Annotated in this window: 13 protein-coding genes; all 13 read left to right on the top strand. The window is 56.4% G+C overall.

The window, feature by feature from the left end; all coding sequences use genetic code 11:
* Positions 1–160 precede the first annotated feature (160 nt).
* The 13 genes from secA to argF all read left to right on the top strand — a co-directional run bounded on the left by secA (position 161) and on the right by argF (position 16,276).
* The gene (gene secA, locus RGB73_RS27910) at positions 161–2,683 is read left to right on the top strand and encodes a preprotein translocase subunit SecA (protein WP_310766530.1); all 2,523 of its coding nucleotides are present in this window, start codon (positions 161–163) and stop codon (positions 2,681–2,683) included.
* A gap of 176 nt (positions 2,684–2,859) precedes the next feature.
* On the top strand, positions 2,860–4,299 hold the full coding sequence (locus tag RGB73_RS27905) for a S8 family serine peptidase (RefSeq protein WP_310766527.1): 1,440 nt from the start codon (positions 2,860–2,862) through the stop codon (positions 4,297–4,299).
* 229 nt (positions 4,300–4,528) lie between these two features.
* Positions 4,529–4,987, top strand: a complete 459-nt coding sequence (locus tag RGB73_RS27900) for a hypothetical protein (RefSeq protein WP_310766522.1) — start codon at positions 4,529–4,531, stop codon at positions 4,985–4,987.
* Between the two features lie 122 nt (positions 4,988–5,109).
* A protein-coding gene (gene prfB, locus RGB73_RS27895; RefSeq protein WP_310766520.1) for a peptide chain release factor 2 occupies positions 5,110–6,223 on the top strand; the annotation gives its coding sequence in 2 pieces (ribosomal slippage) (positions 5,110–5,190 and positions 5,192–6,223; 1,113 coding nt in all).
* 128 nt (positions 6,224–6,351) lie between these two features.
* Positions 6,352–6,741 (top strand): VOC family protein, encoded by a 390-nt coding sequence (locus tag RGB73_RS27890; RefSeq protein ID WP_310766516.1) that lies wholly within the window; start codon positions 6,352–6,354, stop codon positions 6,739–6,741.
* A 140-nt stretch (positions 6,742–6,881) separates the two neighbouring features.
* Complete coding sequence (locus RGB73_RS27885; protein ID WP_310766514.1) at positions 6,882–7,151, top strand: YciI family protein; 270 nt, start codon at positions 6,882–6,884, stop codon at positions 7,149–7,151.
* Between the two features lie 82 nt (positions 7,152–7,233).
* Positions 7,234–7,668: a c-type cytochrome gene (locus RGB73_RS27880; protein ID WP_310766511.1), complete on the top strand. Its 435-nt coding sequence runs from the start codon at positions 7,234–7,236 to the stop codon at positions 7,666–7,668.
* A 142-nt stretch (positions 7,669–7,810) separates the two neighbouring features.
* Entirely contained in the window at positions 7,811–8,854 is a 1,044-nt protein-coding gene (gene argC, locus RGB73_RS27875; protein WP_310766509.1) for an N-acetyl-gamma-glutamyl-phosphate reductase, read from the top strand.
* 15 nt (positions 8,855–8,869) lie between these two features.
* Positions 8,870–9,670, top strand: coding sequence for an acetylglutamate kinase (gene argB, locus RGB73_RS27870; protein WP_310766506.1), 801 nt, complete (start codon positions 8,870–8,872; stop codon positions 9,668–9,670).
* Positions 9,671–9,684: 14 nt separating this feature from the next.
* Positions 9,685–10,869, top strand: a complete 1,185-nt coding sequence (locus tag RGB73_RS27865) for an aspartate aminotransferase family protein (RefSeq protein WP_310766503.1) — start codon at positions 9,685–9,687, stop codon at positions 10,867–10,869.
* 149 nt (positions 10,870–11,018) lie between these two features.
* Positions 11,019–12,125, top strand: a complete 1,107-nt coding sequence (locus tag RGB73_RS27860; RefSeq protein ID WP_310766500.1) for a carbamoyl phosphate synthase small subunit — start codon at positions 11,019–11,021, stop codon at positions 12,123–12,125.
* A complete protein-coding gene (gene carB / locus RGB73_RS27855; protein ID WP_310766497.1) occupies positions 12,118–15,360 on the top strand; it encodes a carbamoyl-phosphate synthase (glutamine-hydrolyzing) large subunit in 3,243 nt (1,080 codons plus the stop codon). Before RGB73_RS27860 ends, carB begins: the two co-directional genes overlap by 8 nt.
* Complete coding sequence (gene argF / locus RGB73_RS27850; protein WP_310766495.1) at positions 15,305–16,276, top strand: ornithine carbamoyltransferase; 972 nt, start codon at positions 15,305–15,307, stop codon at positions 16,274–16,276. The genes carB and argF overlap by 56 nt, the downstream gene beginning before the upstream one ends.
* Positions 16,277–16,287: the final 11 nt, after the last annotated feature.

Here is a 16,287-nt window from a genome sequence, read left to right as displayed (position 1 = left end):
ACTCCCTTTACTTGTGCATAGGCGAATTTATTTGTTAGAATAGATTTTTAGAGAGAGTTTATTTTCGGAGAATCTGTATCCCGTATGGGGTATGTGGAACCCTCCCAATCTGAGACGAAAGACTTATCTTGCCTTGGGAGCATATGGAAGGGGTGTCCTCATGTTAGGACTCGTTAAAAAGATATTTGGCGATAGCAATGAGCGCGAAGTCAAAAAAATGTTTAAGCGCGTGGAATTGATCAATGCGCTGGAACCAAGTATAGCGGCACTCTCCGATGAGCAGTTGCGGGAGAAGACAGCGGATTTTAAAGCCCGCCTGCAAAACGGGGAAGAATTGGACGATATTTTGAACGAAGCCTTTGCCGTCGTTCGGGAAGCTTCCAAGCGGGTTCTCGGCATGAGGCACTTTGACGTTCAGCTGATCGGTGGTATGGTCCTGCAGGAAGGCCGCATCTCCGAGATGAAGACCGGGGAAGGGAAAACGCTGGTTGCGACGCTGGCGACGTACCTCAACGCCTTGCTGGGAAAAGGCGTCCACGTCGTTACCGTGAACGAATACTTGGCGGAGCGCGACTCGACCATCATGGGTCAGCTCTACAATTTCCTCGGCCTCACCGTAGGTCTCAACAAGAACGGATTGTCCGCGGAAGAAAAGCGGGCTGCCTATGCGTGTGATATCACGTACGGTACCAACAACGAATTCGGCTTTGACTACTTGCGCGACAACATGGTGCTGTACAAGGAACAGATGGTTCAGCGTCCGCTGTTCTACGCCATCATCGACGAGGTGGACAGCATTCTGATCGACGAGGCGCGTACGCCGCTGATCATTTCCGGTTCGGCCAACCGCTCGACGGAGCTGTACTACATCTGCTCGCACTTCGTGAAGCGATTGGAGCAGGAAAAAGACTTCACCATTGACGAAAAGCTGAAGATCGTCTCCCTGACGGACGAAGGTGTCAGCAAGGTCGAGCAGGCTTTCAATATCGAAAACCTGTACGACACCGCGCACATCACACTCAACCACCACATCACGGCTGCCTTGAAGGCGCAAGTCCTGTTCAAGCGCGACGTAGACTACGTGGTGCAGGAAGGCGAAGTGGTGATCGTCGACGAATTCACCGGACGCCTGATGGTGGGACGCCGATACAGCGACGGTCTGCACCAGGCGATCGAAGCCAAGGAAGGCCTGCGTGTACAGAGCGAAAGCATGACGCTCGCGACGATTACGCTGCAAAACTACTTCCGCATGTACCAAAAGCTGTCCGGGATGACCGGTACGGCGAAAACGGAAGAAGAAGAATTTAAAAAGATTTACGGACTGGACGTTGTTGTGATTCCGACAAACAAGCCGGTAGCCCGCGTCGACTTGCCCGACCTGGTGTTCAAGACGGAAGCGGCGAAGTACCGTGCCGTTGTGAACGACATCGTAGAGCGCCATAAAAAGGGCCAGCCGATTCTGGTGGGTACCATCTCCATCGAAAACTCCGAGCGCCTGTCGCAAATGCTGAAGCAAAAAGGCGTTCCGCACAACGTCCTGAATGCGAAGCAGCATGCTCGCGAGGCCGAGATCGTAGCGCGCGCCGGTCAATACGGAGCCGTCACGATCGCGACCAACATGGCTGGGCGCGGTACGGACATTCAGCTCGGGGAAGGGGTAGCGGAACTGGGCGGTTTGCACATCATCGGTACGGAGCGTCACGAAAGCCGTCGGATCGACAACCAGCTGCGCGGTCGTGCCGGCCGTCAAGGGGACCCGGGTTCCTCCCAGTTCTTCCTTTCGATGCAGGATGAGCTGATGCGCCGATTCGGTGCCGACAACATCATGAACATGATGGATCGTCTGGGCATGGAAGAAGACATGCCGATCGAGAGCCGTCTCGTTACACGCGCTGTCGAGTCCGCCCAGAAACGGGTAGAGGGCTCCAACTTCGATGCTCGTAAAGGCGTCCTCCAATACGACGACGTCATGAACCAGCAGCGTCTGGTCATCTACAAGCAGCGCCGCGACATTCTCGAGAAGGAAAACCTGAGCGAGATCGCGCTGGGCATGCTGTACAGTGTCATGGACCGCAACATTGAGATTCACTGCCCGAAAGAAGAGGTGCCGGAGGATTGGGACCTGCAAGCGCTGGCGGATGCAGCCAACAATATGTTCCTGCATGATGAGACCATCACCGTGAAAATGCTGAAAGGCAAAGAAGCGGAAGAGATTCGCGAGCTCCTGAAAAACGAGATCGACAAGCAGTACGCGAAGCGCGAAGAGGAAATCGGCGAGATGATCCGCGAGTTCGAGAAAGTGGTCATCCTGCGTGCGGTAGACAGCAAGTGGATGGATCACATCGATGCGATGGATCAGCTGCGTCAAGGGATTCACTTGCGCGCTTACGGTCAAAACGATCCGCTGCGCGAATATCAGTTTGAAGGCTACGAAATGTTCCAGTCCATGATTGCAGCCGTCGAAGAAGAAGTGGCGATGTACATCATGAAAGCGGAGGTCAGCCAAAACCTGGAGCGTCAGGATGTCATCCGCGGACAAGGAATGGATCCGGATCAGCTGCAGACCTCCGGACCATCCGAACGCCCGGACAAAGATACGTCCGGAGATGCGGATCCGAAAAATCGCGCGCAGCGCCGTGCCGAAGAGCAGGAGCGCCGCCGCAGCAACAAACGCAACCAGTAAAAGAACCTAAGTCAACAGATCCATCCCTTTCCGACAGCAAAAGCTGGAGGAAAGGGATGTTTTTTTGTGCTTTCTGTCATTTCCTCGGGGAAAGAATCGAAGGGTTTGTCTGGAGCAAGATCATGGAAAATTTTACAATGAGATAAGCGTTTACTAATGGATTGGGGGAATGAACATTGAAGAAATCACTGAAGCTTGTACTCTTGAATTCCGCTCTGGTGCTTGGGCTGGCAGCATCTGTGCTTTCCGCCGTTCAGGCGCCCGTACAAGGCAAAAGCAAAGAAACCTCCTATCTGATTGCCTTCAAGAAGGAAAGCCTGCCGGACGATTTTGAGGAGCAGATCGCGGAAGCGGGTGGAAGCGTGGAGACAGTCGTCGAGGATATCGGCATTGTGTCTGCCAGCTCCGACGATCCAGACTTTTTGGACAAGCTCAGTGCCTCCAGTGACGTACTCGCAGCAGAAAAGGAGCTGGAAGTCTTCCTGGACGAAGAGGAGCCGGATGCGGCAGACGGCCAGCCAATCACGGATATTCCGCAGCCTGACTGGGATGATCCGGATCAAAATTACCACGATTTGCAATGGGACGTGAAGCGGGTCACCAACGATTTCGCCTCCCACGAAATAAGCGAGGGCAACTCCAAAACCGTGGTAGGCATCATCGATACCGGTTTGGACTTTGACCATCCGGACCTGCGGAAAAATGCGGACGAGAAAGGGAGCAAAACGTTTGTTCCCGGGACGAAAGACGCTTGGGATGAAAATGGACACGGCACCCATGTGGCAGGGACGATCGCTGCAGACGGCAAGGTTTTGGGGATTGGACCCAGGCTGACCGTGCGTGCCTACCGCGTTTTCGGGGCGACAGGAGGGGCGCAGCAATCGTGGATCACCAATGCACTGGTGACGGCAGCGAACGACAAGGTGGATGTCGTGAACATGTCGCTGGGCGGCTGGCGCTGGATGGCTCATAATTACGGCGAAAAAGGTGACTCCGCTTCCATGGTCGCGTACCATCGGGCGGTTCAATATGCGGTGAAGAAGGGCGTCACGGTTGTGGTAGCGGCCGGAAACGACTCGAGGAATTTGGGCGACCTCCACGATATGCGAGAATATTGGAAGGAGACGTACGGCCTGGACATCAAGGGGCCTTCCCGAGTCGTGCCGGCACAGCTCCCCGGAGTCATCACGGTATCGTCCTCCGTCGAATGGTCGGACGACAAGGTCGCCTTCTATTCCAACTACGGCAATCCGATCGATATTGCGGCACCGGGCGGAGACAACGGTCCGGAATACGACGAGCTGTACCGCGAAGACCCCAAAGGCGATTACCTCGACAAACGGGACTTCCGCTACCGCACCCTGTCGACATGGCCTACGTACCTGCCTCCTTACTTCACTTCCAATTTGAAAGGGTACGCGTTCATGCACGGCACATCGATGGCTGCGCCCAAAGTAGCCGGGATCGCTGCGGTCATCAAGGCCGAGCATCCGAACTACAAGCCTTCGCAGGTAGCCGCGCTGATCAGAAAGACCGCACTGGATTTCGGCAAAAACGGGCAGGATAAGTATTTTGGCGCCGGTGAGGCAAACATTTACGAGGCGCTTACCGACTGATCGTTTCACCCGACCTCCGAGCTTTCGCGCTCGGAGGTTTTTTTCTGCTTCATTCCTTTCGGGTAGACAGCGTTCGTCCCGATCCCTAGTTCCTCGTCGGCATAGGCACGTCGATTTGTCTAACACTGGAAAAAGCCATCGAACGATTCTTGTGGAAATCCTTGCAAAATCACATAGAATCGTAAGTACAACACTTTTCCAAATAACGAAGATGACGGAGGAATCAATCATGAAAACGTCAGTCAACGTGATGGGTATACAGGCAGTAAACATTCTGGAGCGAATCGCCGTTACTCTGAAAGCGGTGCTGCGAGTCGGAAAAGAAAATAGATCCATGCAAGTCATCCATGATGAAACATCGGCAGAAGCCGAGTTGAAAGTATTTACCGCCCGAGATCCTGTCTTCGCCGAAGAAAGGGTGATCTCGGAAATACCGGAGCCGCTTTGGATGAACGGGTTGCTCGCCGAGCCCAAAGCGCTGACGGAAAAAGAGAATCCAGAGCCGATAATCCAGCGAAATACACCCGGGAAAAAAGTGAATAAACATACAAAAGCACGCAAACGTTCGGTTGAACCCAGAGCTGCGCATCTGACGCTCGTCAAGCCGCCGCAAGCGGAGAGAGCCTCGTCTCTCGAGATCCGAGACCTGAGATCCTCGCCCTCGCCGCCAGCCGGGACGCGGGCTTGACCCGCAAATTCGCTGGCTGAAAACTCACCTTCCCCGTCTCCCGGCACTCTGTCAGGTTGCGGATCTGGCAAATTACGATACAATAAACGTAAGCTTACGTAAAGAGAAGGTGGTTTTAAAGCATGGCATTGATCGATATTGCGGACATCAAGCAAGAGATGTCCAGTATGGCTAAGCGTTTAGCAGATATCAGGGGGTCTCTTTGACCTCCCAGTAAAAGAAGAGCGAATCGGCGAACTGGAGGAGCGCATGCTGGCCCCGGACTTCTGGGACGACAACGATGCGGCGCAAAAAACCATCAGCGAGCTGAACGCCATCAGAAGCCTCGTCGAAACGATGGGCAAGCTGGATTCCCAATACGAAGACCTGCAAGTGATGCTGGAGCTGGTCATCGAGGAGGGAGATCGGTCCCTCATCCCGGATTTGTACGACAGCACCCAGGAACTGAAAAAGGCTTTCGAGAGCTTTGAGCTGGAGCTCCTGCTGAGCGACCAGTACGATAAGAACAACGCGATCCTGGAGCTGCACCCTGGTGCGGGTGGTACGGAGTCCCAGGATTGGGCGTCGATGCTCCTGCGCATGTATACACGCTGGGGCGACGCCAAAGGCTTCAAAGTGGAAACATTGGACTACCTGCCAGGTGACGAAGCAGGGGTTAAGAGCGTGACGCTGTTGATCAAAGGGCACAATGCGTACGGGTACTTAAAATCAGAAAAGGGGGTCCACCGACTCGTACGGATATCGCCATTCGACGCTTCCGGGCGCCGGCATACTTCCTTCGTCTCCTGCAACGTCCTGCCGGAGATTGAAGACGACACCTCCGTAGAGATTCGCTCGGAAGACCTCAAGATCGACACGTACCGCTCCAGCGGCGCAGGTGGTCAGCACATCAACACGACAGACTCCGCAGTCCGGATTACCCATTTGCCGACAGGCATCGTCGTGACTTGCCAGACAGAACGTTCCCAAATCAAAAACCGCGAGCGGGCGATGAAAATGCTGACAGCAAGGCTGTTTGAGCGCAAACGGGAAGAGCAGGAAAAAACGATCGCAGCGATTCAGGGCGAGCAAAAGGACATCGCCTGGGGCAGCCAGATTCGTTCGTACGTCTTTCACCCGTACAGCCTGGTCAAAGATCACCGCACCAACGTGGAAGTGGGCAACGTGCAGGCTGTCATGGACGGAGAAATTGACATTTTCATCGATGCGTATTTGCGTTCGCAAATCAATCGATAAGGGATGGACAGAGGGCGAGGAGAATTCCTCGCCTTTTTTGGCGCAAAAGAAGGGCTCAATGGTAGGCAGGCTCCTGTGGAAGTGATAAAATTTTGGGAAAATAGACAAGCCTTACAGGAGGACAGCTCATGATCAAAAAAGCGGAGCATGTGGCCATGATGGTCACGGATATGGACAGATCCATCGCGTTTTACAGCAGCATGTTCGGGTATCAGGTGAGGCTCCGGGGGCAGAATGCCGTACGGGAGATGACGTTTTTGTTTCACGAAGACCAGCCGGGCTTTGAGATCGAGCTGATCCGTGACTTGCAGCCGATGGAGAATTATGCGGAGCATGGCATCGTCAATCATCTAGCCTTTACGGTGGACGATATCGAAGAAGCCATTCGCCATTATCGGGAAAAAGGGATTACATTCAAGACAGACGAACCCATGCCCGCGCTGGACGGCGGGAGGACGATCCTCTTTTACGGACCGGACCGCGAGCTGCTCCAATTCGTCGAACCGGGCGAGCGGTGAAAGCAAACGTGGTTCAGAGCCAAAAAAGGTTTACCGGCTTGTCGGCCAAGTGGTAAGTTGGAAAGGGATGCGGTGATTGCCCAGGAGTAAAAACGGCAGCCGCAGACGAACAAATAACGCAGTTCAAAGGAGAGTGCCACATGCTGTACGTAGCGTTTTTACCGATTATCGACCAGGAACTGAACGCCAAAATAAGACCCGCTCACCTGGACTATCTGAATGACCTGTATAAGCAAGACAAGGTATTCATGGCAGGCCCATTTACGGATAAGGAAGGCGGTCTCGTCATCTACAAGGCAGCATCTCTGGAGGAAGCGCGAAAGCTGGCGGAGGCAGATCCGGTAGTCGCGCAAGGCGCTCGCACCCTGGAGCTGCGCGAATGGAGTCCGCTGGAATTCCCGCTGGCATAACTTCTTTGATTCGGAAGGAATGAGTTGGACCCGCGTGAGGCATACTTAGCGAAGAATTATCTAGCAAAGGAGGAAACAGCCCATGAAACGCTTCTCACTCGCTGTGGTTGCGGCTGTACTCGCATTCTCGCTAAGCGCTTGCGGCACGAGCAAGCAGACTCAGCCGCCGGCGAATCAGCCATCGACGGGAACCACGCCTTCAACTGGAACGACGCCTTCGACAGGAACCACGCCCTCAACCGGAACCGCACCTTCGACGGAAACACCGTCCACGACGGCTCCGTCGGGCAGCTACGATGCCGCAACAGCAGAGGCACTGTTCAAAAACACATGTGCCGGCTGCCACGGACAATCGCTGGAAGGCGCAGTTGGACCCAATCTTCAAAAGATCGGAAGTCAGCTAAGCAAAGATCAGATATTGTCCATATTGCAAAACGGAAAAGGCGCGATGCCGGCTGGATTGGTAAAAGGCTCCGATGCCGATACGATTGCTGCATGGCTCGCAGACAAGAAATAAATAGCGTTCACCCGCGAAAGCGTCCGGTACCCATCGGGCGCTTTTTTGCATGCCGGCGTTTTTTAGGGTTGTATTCCGTGTGAATTTTTATTATTATTCATGTATAAAAATACAGAAATCGTGGGAGAAGGGGAGAGATCTTATGGTTCGGGTCGGGATAGTCGGGGCAACTGGCTACGGCGGAGCGGAATTGATTCGTCTGCTGGCGGGGCATCCGCATGTGCAAATCGCCAACTTGTATTCAAGCTCCGCCGAGGGCGAAGCGTTCGACAAATCGTTTCCGCATGTGAGCGGACTGGGCTTGCCGGATTTGATGCCCATCGATGCGCAGAGCATGAGCGAAGATAACGATGTCGTTTTTCTGGCGACTCCGGCAGGGGTAAGCGCGGGGCTGTCACCGCAGCTGATGGAGCTCGGCAAAGCTAAAGTGATTGATTTGTCCGGAGATTTTCGCCTGGAAAGCGCTGAGGCGTACCGCACCTGGTACAAACGGGAGCCGGCCCCTGCTCAGTGGGTGCAAAAAGCGGCCTACGGCTTGACCGAGTGGAACCGGGAGCAAGTGGCCGGCGCCAGTCTCGTCGCCAATCCCGGGTGCTATCCGACAGCGACGCTCCTGGCGTTGATCCCGCTCACACGCAGCGGCTGGGTGAAGCCGGGCAGCTGGATCGTGGATGCCAAGTCCGGAGTATCGGGAGCAGGGCGGGGCGTGAATCTGGGAGTCCATTACAGCGAAATCAACGAAAGCATCCATGCGTACAAAGTATCCAAGCATCAGCATACACCGGAAATCGAACAGGAGCTGGCGAGACAGTCCGGAGTGGAATCGTTCGTCCAGTTTACTCCCCATCTTGTTCCGATGACGAGGGGCATTTTGGTGACGGCATACGGGCAGCTGGAAACGAAGGTGACCCAGGAGCAGGTCCAGGAGCTGCTGGAGTCGACGTATGCGGATAAACCTTTCGTGCGGATCCGGCCTGCCGGGAGCCAGCCTCGTACAAAAGAAGTCCTCGGCTCCAATTACTGCGACATCGCCGCTCATGTCGACGAGCGCACCGGACGGATCATCCTGCTGTCCGTCATCGACAACATGGTGAAGGGCGCGGCGGGTCAGGCGGTGCAAAACATGAACGTCATGTTCCAGTTCCCCGAGAAAGCCGGATTGCCACTCGTGCCGGTGTTCCCGTAAAGAGGAGGAGAGCGGATGCAAGGCATCATTGTCATCAAATGCGGCGGGTCTACGATGGATCAGCTGCCGGATACGTTTTTTCAGGCAATCGCCAAGCTGCAGGCTGAGGGCAAGCCGATCGTCATCGTCCACGGCGGAGGGCCGGCGATCAACGGCATGCTCGACCGGGTGCAGATCACTCCGCAGTTCGTCGACGGCTTGCGCGTGACCTGCGAAGATACGCTGCGCATTGTGGAGATGGTGTTGTGCGGCAGCATCAACAAGGCGCTGGTACGGAGACTGACGGCGGCAGGTGCGAAAGCATGGGGCGTCAGCGGGATCGACGGGCAAACGCTGATCGCGGAGAAGACATCCAAACCGCTGGGCTGGGTAGGCGAAGTAAAGAAAGCGGATACGTCCATTCCCCTCGCGATTCTCAGCCAAGGCTACGTACCGGTCATCGCTCCGTTGTCCGTAAGCGCGGATGGGGCAGAATCCTTCAACGTCAATGCGGATGTGGCGGCTGGCGTGATCGCGGCGGCACTGTCAGTGGAGAAGCTGGTCATGGTGACCGACGTGCCTGGCATTTTGCGGCCGCAGCCGGATGGCGGCAAGTCGCTCGTGCAGGAGACGAGCGCGGAGGAAATCGGGCAAATGATAGAGGAAGGAATCATTACCGGCGGAATGATTCCGAAGGTTCAGTCGGCATTGGATGCGCTCGGCCAAGGAGTCGATCAGGTCGTCATCTGCCGGGGGACTGCAGACGATCTGCTTGCGGTATGCGCGGGCGAAGCAGCAGGCACGACCGTACGCATGAACGTGAATCAACCACAATAGGGAGGGGACCCCATATGAGCACCATTGCAGCGCCGCTTCATCTCATGAATAACTATGCAAGATGGCCGATCAGCCTGGTCAAGGGCCAAGGAAACCAGGTGTGGGACGACCAGGGCAAGCAGTACCTCGATTTTACGTCCGGCATCGCGGTCACGTCTCTCGGGCACGTTCCGCCCAAAGTAACCGCCAAGCTCCACGAACAGCTCGATACGCTGTGGCATTGCTCCAACCTGGTTCATGTTCCGCAGCAAGCGATCCTGGCGGCAAAGCTGAGCCGCTTGTCCGGACTGGACCAAGCCTTTTTCTGCAACAGCGGGGCGGAGGCGAACGAGGGACTGATCAAGCTGGCTCGCCGCTACGCGCAAAAAGTGAAAGGGACGGACCGCTTTGAGATCATCACGTTTGCGCAATCGTTTCATGGACGGACGCTCGCGACCCTCACGGCGACCGGACAGGACAAGGTAAAGGACGGATTCGCTCCATTGCCGCAAGGGTTCGTCACCGTGGCATACAATGATCTGGAAGCGGTAAAGGCGGCTATCACCGACAAGACCTGCGCCATCATGCTGGAGCTGATCCAGGGCGAGGGCGGCGTCCATCCTGCCGAGGAGGCGTGGGTAAAAGGGCTGCGTGAACTTTGCGACGAGCATGGACTGCTTCTGCTGGTCGACGAGATTCAGACCGGTATCGGCCGCACAGGAAGCTGGTTTGCCTTCCAGCAGTACGGCGTGAAGCCGGATGCCATTTCTTTGGCGAAGGGGCTGGGCAGCGGATTCCCGATCGGAGCGATGGTGGCTACCAAAGAAGTGGCGGAAGCATTTGCTCCGGGCACCCACGGTACCACATTTGGCGGCAACCCGCTGGCGACGACCGCGGGCATCGCGACGCTGGAGGCCATGGAAGAAGCGAACATCCTTCAGCAAGTGGCGAAAGTTCATGCGCTGCTGGTCCAGGAGCTGGAGCAGCTCAAAGCCGCCCATCCGGACAAGGTGGTAACGGTGCGAGGCAAAGGGCTGTTACTGGGAGTAGAGCTGACCGTCCCGGCAGCGGGTGCAGTAAACTACGCCCGTGAAAAGAAAGGCGTCATTTTGCTTACGGCAGGGCCGAACGTCGTCAGGCTTCTCCCTTCCTTCATCACGACGGAAGCGGAAGTGAAGCAGGCAGTAGCCGCCTTGAGCGAAGGGCTGTCCCAGGCGTAAAAAGGAAATAGTGCGTGCATTGGAAAAATGCAACGAGTGGGAAAGGACAAAAAACTCGTTGCATTTTTATAATTTCAAATGTATATTAATACAAAGAGTTGCATAAATTCTCGGTAAGTGTGCCCTTTGGAGAGGAGTGGCTTTCATAGATGAGTACAGAGAAAAAAGGACTAGGGATCGGATATCTCACGCTGGAGAGCGGGGAAGTGTTCACGGGGACGTTGTACGGAGCACCCATCACCGGCTTTGGCGAAGTGGTTTTTCATACAGGAATGACCGGTTATCAGGAAGTGATGACAGACCCGTCCTTCGCGGGGCAGATCGTTACCTTCACGTATCCGTTGATCGGCAATTACGGAATTAACGAAAGAGACTACGAAGCGGCAAAACCCGCCTTGACCGGCATGATCGTCAGCGAGCTCTGCATGGAGCCGAGCCACTACGAATCGAACAAAACGCTGGCGGAAGCAGCCGAGGATTTCGGCTTTCCGATTCTGGCCGGCATCGATACCCGGACGATTACCAAGCGGGTACGTCAAGACGGCCCTGTTTTCGGAGTCATTTCCGATCACCCTCTCGAGGCGCAGGAAGTCGCGGCGATGCGGTACAAACACGCCAAAAAGTCGCTCGTGGCGAATGTATCCACCCAGCAAGTCGAGCGCTACCCGGGTACGGGAGAGCATGTCGTGCTGGTAGATCTGGGGATGAAGCAGTCGATCCTCGATGCGCTGCTGGAGCTGGGATGCCGCGTGACGGTAGTTCCGTTTGATGCGACGTATGCGCAAATCAAGGCGCTGCAGCCGGACGGCCTGCTGTTTTCCAACGGCCCCGGGGATCCGGAGCACCTGCTCGCGTACTGCAGCGAATGGCGCAAAGCGGTGGAGCAGTACCCGACCTTGGGCATCTGTCTGGGCCACCAGGTGCTGGCGCTCATGTACGGCGGCAAGACCGAGAAGCTCGCGTACGGCCATCGCGGCAGCAACCATCCGGTCAAAGACCTGACGACGGGCAAAGTGTATCTGACTTCACAAAACCACGGGTATGTGGTCAAAGAAGAGGCTCTGGACAAACGTCACCTGGTTGTTTCGTATCGCAACGTCAACGACGGCTCGGTCGAAGGACTTCGCCACCTGAGCCTGCCCGTTTTCAGCGTGCAGTTTCACCCGGAAGCACATCCCGGACCTAGCGACACTTCTCATATTTTCCACCAATTCATGCAATCCATGCGCGTAGTAGGAGCGAAGAATTATGCCTAAATTGTCTCACATCCATAAGGTGTTGGTTATCGGTTCCGGGCCGATCGTGATCGGCCAGGCAGCAGAATTTGACTATGCGGGCGCGCAGGCCTGCCTTTCCTTGAAGGAGGCAGGCGTGCAGGTCGTCCTGGTGAATAACAATCCGGCCACGATCATGACGGATGAACAGGTGGCCGACAAGGTGTACCTGGAGCCGCTCACCGTGGATTCCGTGACAGCGATCATCGCCAAGGAACGCCCGGACGGCCTGTTGCCGACTCTCGGCGGCCAAACCGGTCTCAATCTGGCGGTTGCCCTGTCGGAAGCGGGCGTTTTGGAAAAATACAACGTAGAGCTGTTGGGGACACCCCTTGCTGCGATCGAAAACGGAGAAGACCGCGAGCTGTTCAAGCAGCTGATGCAGAGAATCGGCGAGCCTGTGCCGGAGAGCGAAACGGTCGAATCCGTCGAGGAAGCCATCGCGTTTGCAAATTCCATCGGCTATCCCGTCATCGTGCGTCCGGCGTATACACTTGGCGGCGCAGGAGGCGGCATCGCCGCAGACGAACCGACTTTGCGCAAAGTGGCTGCGGGCGGCATCGCAGCCAGCCCGATTGGCCAGGTGCTGATCGAGCGCAGCGTAAAGGGCTGGAAAGAAATCGAATACGAGGTGATGCGGGATGCCAACGACACCTGCATCATCGTCTGCAATATGGAAAACCTGGACCCGGTCGGGATCCACACGGGAGACAGCATTGTCGTGGCACCTTCCCAGACGTTGACGGACCGCCAGTACCAAATGCTGCGCAGCGTATCGACCAAGGTCATCCGTTCCTTGGGCGTCGTTGGCGGCTGCAACATCCAATTCGCGCTTGACCCGCATTCCGATCGGTATGTCCTGATTGAGGTAAACCCGCGGGTGAGCCGTTCCAGTGCGCTCGCATCCAAAGCGACCGGCTACCCGATTGCACGGATCGCGGCCAAGCTGGCACTTGGCTACGGGCTGGACGAGGTGCTGAATCCGATCACCGGCTATACGTACGCGAGCTTCGAGCCGTCGCTGGACTACGTCGTAGTGAAAATCCCGCGCTTCCCGTTTGACAAGTTCCCGCTCGCCGACCGCAAGCTGGGGACGCAGATGAAGGCGACCGGCGAAGTCATGTCCATCGCACGCAATCTGGAGGCAGGACTCCTGAAAGCGGTGCGTTCCCTCGAGCAGGGCTGCACGCATCTGTCCCGGCCGGAGCTGGCTTCGTGGACGCGCGAGGAGCTGTCTCATGCCTTGCAAGAGGCGACGGACATCCGTCTGTTCGTGTTCGCGGAGGCGATCCGCAAAGGCTTTACGGAAGAAGAGCTGCACAGTCTGACGGGAGTCGATCGGTTCTTCCTGCGCAGTCTCCGCAAAATCGTCGACCTGGAGCTCGAGCTGGCATGCTGCGAAGGCGGCGATCTGCCGCTTGAGCTGCTCCTCGAAGCGAAGCGCCGCGGATTCGCGGACGAGACGATTGCTGCCCTGACCGGTCGGGATGCGGCCGCGATCAAACAAATGCGAGACAAGGCAGGCATTGCGCCGACGTACAAAATCGTGGACACATGCGCGGCGGAGTTTGACGCGCAGACGCCTTATTACTACTCCGACTGGCAAGGCGTCGATGAAGTCGAAGCCTTGACCGGACGCAAGATCATGGTGCTCGGATCCGGTCCGATCCGCATCGGGCAAGGGATTGAGTTTGACTACTGCTCGGTGCACGCGGCCAAATCGCTGCAAAAGAACGGCATCGCTGCGGTCGTCGTAAACAACAACCCGGAGACCGTCAGTACGGACTATGAAACGGCGGACCATTTGTATTTTGAACCGCTTCACGCGGAAGACGTACTGCACATCGCCGAGCGCGAGCAGGTGGAAGGGGTCATGGTGCAATTCGGCGGCCAGACGGCGATCAATCTGGCAGCCAAGCTGGAGAAAGCGGGTCTGAAAGTGCTGGGCACGTCCCTGTCGGCCATCGAGCGTGCGGAAGACCGCGAGCTTTTCTACGAAATGCTGCGCAAGCTGGACATCCCGCACATCCCTGGGAAAGGCGTATCCTCGCTGGAGGAAGCGACGGCCATCGCTGAAGAGGTCGGTTTTCCGGTGCTGATGCGTCCGTCTTACGTGATTGGAGGCCAGGGTATGGCAGTCGTTCACGACCATGCAGAGCTGGCTGCCACTATCAACGGATGGCTGAACCACCCTGACAGCAAATCGTTCTTCCCGCTGCTGGTGGATAAATACGTGCCGGGCCAGGAAGCGGAAGTGGACGCCGTCTGCGACGGTGAGAGCGTCATTATTCCAGGCATTTTCCAGCATGTCGAAAAAGCGGGGATTCACTCCGGGGATAGCGTGGCGCTTTTCCCTGCACCTGGTCTCTCCGACGAAATCAAGCAAAAGATCGCCCGCTATACCGAGGCGATCGCGAAGGAAATGGGCGCGGTCGGCCTGATCAACATTCAGTTTGTGATCGACGGCAGCACCGTGTACGTGCTGGAAGTGAACCCGCGCGCATCGCGTACGGTTCCGATCACGAGCAAGGTAACCGGCATTCCGATGGTGCAGCTGGCGGTTCAGGCGCAGCTGGGCGGGAAGCTGGCGGACATGGGATACCGTACGGGACTTTTGCCGGACATCCCGTTCGCTGTCGTCAAAGCGCCGGTATTCTCCACGGTGAAGCTGAACGGAGTCGATCCGGTGCTGGGGCCGGAAATGAAATCGACCGGCGAAGTGCTCGGTCTGGGACGCACCTTTGCCGAGGCGGCAGGCAAGGCATTCGCTTTCAAAGACAAATGGTACGGAGACTGGAAGGCTGGCCACACCGTCATCGTGTCGCTGAAAGACGCCGACAAGCAGGGAGGCGTGGGCAGGACGCTGGCGCAGCTGAAAGCAGAGGGGGCTGTACTTGCGGCGACGCTTGGCACAGCCGAATGGCTGCAAGCAAACGGGGTAGCCGTCAGCCATGTCATTGCGGACGAAGCCAAGCTGATCGAGCTGCTGCAAAAGGAAAAGGCGGCATTTGCTCTGGTGACGGCTACTGTCGGAAATCGCCAGGGGCGCACCGGATTCGCGATTCGCGGACGCCTGGTACAGCATGGCGTGCCGCTGTTTTCGGCGGTGGAGACATTCGATTTGTACGTGAAATCCATTCAGGAGAAAAGAGGTGGCTCTCATGCAGCCAGTGAAGATATTGGAACACTTTCCAAGCTTGCCGCTCAGCAAGCATAAAGGAAAGGACCTGCTCAGAATCGACGAGTTCAACGGGGAAGAATTGATGGAGCTGTTGCATCTGGCGGCTCACGTCAAGCATTTGCAGAAGCTGGGACAGCCGTTCCAGCCTCTGCAAGGCAAAACGCTTGGCATGATTTTCGACAAGGCTTCGACACGGACGCGTGTTTCTTTTGAAGTAGGCATGTATCAGCTGGGCGGCATGGGCATGTTCCTCAGCGGGAAAGAGCTGCAGCTCGGTCGCGGCGAGCCAATCAGCGATACGGCCAAGGTGCTTTCGCGCTACGTCGATGCGATCATGATCCGCACGTTCTCGCACTCGTATGTGGAAGAGCTGGCGGAGCACGCCACCATCCCGATCATCAACGGCTTGACCGACCTGTATCATCCTTGCCAGGCCTTGGCTGACATGCTGACGATCTGGGAGCACAAAGGGAAGCTGAAAGGAATCAAGCTGGCATACGTCGGCGACGGAAACAACGTAGCCAATTCACTGGTACTGGCGGCTGTTTTGCTCGGAATGGACGTGCGGGTGGCGACTCCGGCCGGCTATGAAATGGACAGCGCTATCGTTGAGAAAGCGAAGCAATATGCGCAGCAAAACGGAGGCGCCCTGATGGTGACGCACGACCCGGCAAAAGCAGTGGCGGGTGCGGATGCGGTCTACACTGACGTATGGACCAGCATGGGCTTTGAAGCTGAAAACGAGGTGCGTCTGAAAGCTTTCGCAGACTATCAGGTCAACGAAGAACTGGTAGCTCTTGCAGATCCAAACTACCTGTTCCTGCACTGCCTGCCTGCACATCGCGGCGAAGAAGTGACGGCCGGCGTAATCGACGGAGCCCGCTCGTTTATCTTTGACCAGGCGGAGAATCGCCTCCACGCTCAGAAAGCCATTCTGGCCGCACTGGTGTGAGGATAGTGCTA

The sequence above is a fragment of the Brevibacillus brevis genome (genome assembly GCF_031583145.1).
GTDB classification, from domain to species: Bacteria; Bacillota; Bacilli; order Brevibacillales; family Brevibacillaceae; genus Brevibacillus; species Brevibacillus brevis_E.
This window is presented reverse-complemented; position numbering and strand designations above follow the sequence as displayed.